This window comes from Candidatus Allofontibacter sp. (assembly GCF_038145245.1).
Classification (GTDB): Bacteria; Pseudomonadota; Alphaproteobacteria; order Pelagibacterales; family Pelagibacteraceae; genus Fontibacterium.
This window is the reverse complement of the sequence record NZ_JAYQPI010000050.1, coordinates 1-4,645: the sequence shown is the minus strand read 5'-3', so window position 1 is coordinate 4,645 and position 4,645 is coordinate 1. Positions and strand designations below refer to the sequence as shown.

General features: G+C 27.9%; 4 protein-coding genes and 1 pseudogene. 3 read left to right on the top strand and 2 right to left on the bottom strand.

The genetic code is table 11. From position 1 onward, the window contains the following. Together AC8IGH_RS05110 and AC8IGH_RS05105 are read left to right on the top strand one after the other, a co-directional pair. The coding region (locus AC8IGH_RS05110; RefSeq protein WP_507419639.1) for a protein adenylyltransferase SelO family protein at positions 1 to 924 on the top strand (924 nt) is incomplete at its 5' end. After that, positions 925 to 1,887 (top strand): NAD(P)/FAD-dependent oxidoreductase, encoded by a 963-nt coding sequence (locus AC8IGH_RS05105; protein ID WP_507419638.1) that lies wholly within the window; start codon positions 925 to 927, stop codon positions 1,885 to 1,887. 1 nt (position 1,888) lies between these two features. On the opposite strand, the gene AC8IGH_RS05100 is transcribed toward AC8IGH_RS05105, so the two are convergent. After that, entirely contained in the window at positions 1,889 to 2,365 is a 477-nt protein-coding gene (locus AC8IGH_RS05100; RefSeq protein ID WP_507419637.1) for a polyhydroxyalkanoate synthesis regulator DNA-binding domain-containing protein, read from the bottom strand. Further along, positions 2,362 to 4,233 carry a PHA/PHB synthase family protein gene (locus AC8IGH_RS05095; RefSeq protein ID WP_507419636.1) on the bottom strand — a complete coding sequence of 624 codons (1,872 nt, stop codon included), beginning with the start codon at positions 4,231 to 4,233 and terminating at the stop codon, positions 2,362 to 2,364. The genes AC8IGH_RS05100 and AC8IGH_RS05095 overlap by 4 nt, the downstream gene beginning before the upstream one ends. A gap of 203 nt (positions 4,234 to 4,436) precedes the next feature. Here AC8IGH_RS05095 and AC8IGH_RS05090 point away from each other — a divergent pair. Further along, positions 4,437 to 4,645, top strand: a pseudogene (locus AC8IGH_RS05090) (phasin family protein); the annotation flags it as partial.

Sequence of the window (4,645 nt, the reverse complement as noted above, 5' to 3'; positions counted from 1 at the left end):
TTAACAAGAGTTGCAGAAAGTCACATTCGCGTTGGCACTTTTGAATATGTTGCAATTAAAAAAGATCTAACAACTCTAAAAAAACTTTTACAATATTCCATCGAACGCCATTATCCTGAAATAAAAGATTTAGATAAACAAGCAGCAGAATTTTTAAAATTAGTTATGGAGAGACAAATAGATTTAATTACTAATTGGATGCGAGTTGGCTTTATTCATGGCGTTATGAATACGGATAATATGGCAATATCCGGTGAAAGTATTGATTTTGGACCTTGCGCATTTATGGATCATTATGATCCTAAAACTGTTTTCAGTTCCATTGATCATCATGGTCGATATGCATTTGGCAACCAACCGATTATTGCGCAATGGAATTTAGCACGACTTGCAGATGCAATTCTGCCACTTCTTGATGAAGATCAAAATAAAGCAATTGAGATAGGAGAAGAGATTATTGAAAGCTTTAACGAAAAATATGAAAAAAAATTTCATGAAATGATGAAAAAGAAATTAGGCTTTATTACGGATGAACCTGAAGATGCAGTTTTAATTGGAGATTTATTGGAAATAATGGAGAAAAATAAATTAGATTACACAAATACTTTTAGAGAATTAATGAATGAAAATATTGTAAACGAAAATCTAAAAGAATTTTACAGTAAATGGATAGTTAGAATTGATAAGCAAAATAGAAATAAACAAGAGATATTAACTTTAATGAGAAAGAATAATCCTGTTATTATTCCTAGAAATCATAAAGTGGAAGAGTCTTTAAAAGAAGCTCATAAAGGAAATTTATTGTCTCTAAACAATCTTCTAACCGTACTTAAAGATCCTTATACAGAGCGAGAAGATTTGATGTTGTATCAACAGCCAGCTCCTGACAATGAAAAAAAATATAAGACCTTTTGCGGAACATAAATGAAAGATATTGCAGTTATTGGCGCAGGATTTTCAGCCGCAACACTTTCTTATTTTATTAAAAGAGATTTAAATTTTTATGAAAAATCTAGAGGGGTTGGCGGTCGCTGTTCTACTAGAAGGGTTGATAATATTGGATTATTTGATCACGGACTTCAATATATTAAAAGCCAAGATAAAGAGTTTAAAAAATTTTTAAAAGATTATTCATTTTGGAAAGGTAATTTTAAAATATTTGAAAATAATCAGCTGATAGATGATTTAGATAAAGAGAGAATAATTCATGAGAATGGAAATAATTTATTAGTTAAAAATTTATTTAAAGATAAACGCGTTATTCTTAATAAAGAGTTAAAAAATCTTGAAAAAAAAAATGATTATTTTCAGTTAACTTTTAAAGATGATACTCAAGAAAATTATAAAACAGTTATTATTACAGCCCCATTTCAACAGGCTTATAATTTAACTAAACAATTTACTGAGAATTATTTTTCAAAATTTAACTTTCTTATGCAACCTAATTTAACCTTAATGGTTGCTGTTAATAAAAGTTTAAATCTTAATTTAAGCGCAATTAGTTTTGTCGATGATGATGTTTTAGGATTTGCAGCGAATGAAAATACTAAAAAGAAAGATTTAATTAATAAAGATTTAGAGCTTTGGACAATTCAATCATCATTAAAATATGCAATTAAGAATATTTATGAATATAGAAATAATAAACAAAATTTAATTGATGAAATGTTAAAAAATTTTTCTATAAAATTAAAGGTTGATATTAAAAAAGATAATATTCAATATTCGGATATTCATGGTTGGCTTTATGCTTTTAATCAAAAAACAACAGCGCCGAATTGCTATTGGGATAAAGATTTAAGACTTGGAATTTGTGGAGATTGGTTTTCAGGTGGAAATGCAGAAAATGCTTTTTCAAATGCTAAACAGCTTGCAGAATTAATCTAAGTTATTTTAGATTTTTAATTTCTTCGACTTCTTTTTTTAATTTATCGATCTGCTTCATTAAATCATCAATATTTTTATCTTCTTTTTCAGGTGGTGGTGTTTGTGTTTCTGTTTTTTGTCCAAAATTAAAAAAATTAAAATCCATAAAATTTGGGAAACCTTTAGTAAAAACATTATTAGTGTTTGCTGCATTCATTGTGTTAGTTAAAAAATCAAACATCATGTTACTTTTTTTATTTTCATTAAATAAAATAATTTGTTTTAAAATATGAGCTGGGATTAGATTAATACCCGCATTTTCTTTTTCTAAAATTATCTGCGTAAGAATAGTCGAAGTGATATCACTTTGAGTATCCACATCTATTACTTTAAAATCTAATTCTCTTTTAATTAAAGAAACTATGTCGTCCAAAGTTATATAGGCGCTAGTCTCCGTATTATATAATCTACGATTTGAATATTTCTTAATTTCAATCATGATTGTCTTACGTATTGACCAGGAGCTTCATATAAAGTTTCGAAGTTCTTTGCATTAAGTTCTGCTGGTTTTTTAAATTCTCCAGAGTTTACCCCAAGCCATGAAATCCAAATTGGCCACCATGAACCATCAACTTTTTTAGCACTATTAAACCATTCATCTTGAGTTTTTCCTTTCTCAAATTTTTTTGTATAGAAGTGAAGTTTACCTGGTTTATTTTCTGTTCCTTGTATAATGCCAGCGATATGTCCAGAATTTGCGAGCACAAAGTTTATATGGGAACTATAAGCATTTAGTCCCTGATAAACAGATCGCCAAGGTGCAATATGATCTTCGGTTGTTGCAACAGAAAATATAGGAGTGTCAATTTTTGATAAATCAATTTCTACATCGCCAATTTTATATTTATTTTTAACAACTAAATTATTTAAATACATACATCGTAAATATTCTGAATGCATTTTTTCAGGAAGTCGTGTGGAATCTGAGTTCCAATGCAGCATATCAAATGCGGTAGGTTCATTACCAAGTAGATAATTATTAACAACATAATTCCAGTATAAATCTACAGGTCTTAAAAAGTTAAAAGCTGCAGCCATATCTTTACCATCAAAGTATCCAGTTTTTTTCATTTGTTGCTCAATACTGCTAATTTGTTCTTCAGTAATAAATATTCCAAGTTCACCTGGATCTTCAAAGTCAATTAAACTTGCAAAATAAGTGGCACTAGTAATTTTATACTTATTTGGAACAACCTTTAGATAAGCTAGAGTTAAGGAAGCTAAAGTTCCTCCTACACAATAAGATGCAATGTTTGCAGCACTAGATCCTGTTTTTTCACAAACAACTCTTAATGCTTCAATGACACCATCTTCAATATATTCTTTAAAAGAAATATTTCTTGAACTTGCATCAGGGTTTTTCCATGAAATTAAAAAAGTATTAAATTTTTTATCTACTAGATATTTGATCATAGATTTTTTTTCATTCAAATCCATAATGTAATATTTATTAATGAAAGGCGGAATCACCAACATTGGTTTTGCATACTGTTGATCAGTCGTGCAATCATATTGAATAAGTTCAAAAAGATTATTTTTGAAAATAACTTTACCTTTTGTTGTTGCTAAGTTTTTTCCTATTTCAAATTCGCCAGCTTTGGATTGTTGAATAAAAAGTTTGTTTGGATGCTTTTCAAAATCTTTTTTATAATTTTCATAACCTTTTGCTAAGTTATTTCCTTTTTCATCTACTGTTTTTTTTAAGACTTCAGGATTAGTAAAAGTAAAATTTGAAGGTGAAAGTGCACTATTTAATTGTTTTAAATAAAATTGCATTATGCGTTTATCTTTTGGATTTTTAAACTCAACATTTTCAATTAAATTATTCATAAAGTTTGCGCTGATTAGATAAAATTGCTTTATGAAATCAAAAAATAGATTTGTCTTCCATTCTTCATTAGAAAATCTTTTGTCAGATTTTTCTTCGAAGATTACTGGATTTGCCATGCCTCCAGAAGCACGTGTTACAAAATAAAAATTTAAGTTAGCAATTTGTGAAACCCACTTGTTTAAATTATCAAAATATACGTTTGGATTTTTTTGAATTTCACTTTGAAAATTTTTAAATGACTCCATAATTTTGGTCATCGTTGGAGCAATTAAATTTGACAAATCGTTGATAGTAAAATTAGTGCTGTTTTGATTATTCATTGGAAAAGTCGGAAAATGACTTTGACCTGTTCCTAAGTTTTTAAATGAATCTATATATTGATTATAAATCTTAAGATTGTTTTCAAAAACGTTACTTAAGTCTTCAAAGTTAATCTTTTCAGATCCTTTTTCTTTTTCTTTGTCTTTTTTTGTCATTTTTACAAGTCGATAATAGCCTAATATTTGGCCCTAGAGTAATAGCCAATATGTGCTTGTGCAATATTAATATATTGCATATGCAAAAGAAAAAAGTCAATAAAAACAATATTTTAATATTATATTGCATTTTTCCACTTGAAATATATTGCAGTGCAACATAAATAAGCATCATTAATAAATTAAAAAAGGAGTAAACAATGATGACTAATACAAACAATCCTTTTGAATTCTTTGATTTTCAAAAGATGTTATCTGCTCTTAAAATGCCAACAGTAGATGGTAATTCTGAGAGTTTAATCAATGCTCAAAAGAAAACTTTAGAAACATTTGCGAATGCATCTAAAGTATTATTTGAAGGCTACAATGCGCTTGCTAAAAAGCAAATAGAAGTACTTAACAAAGCTATTTC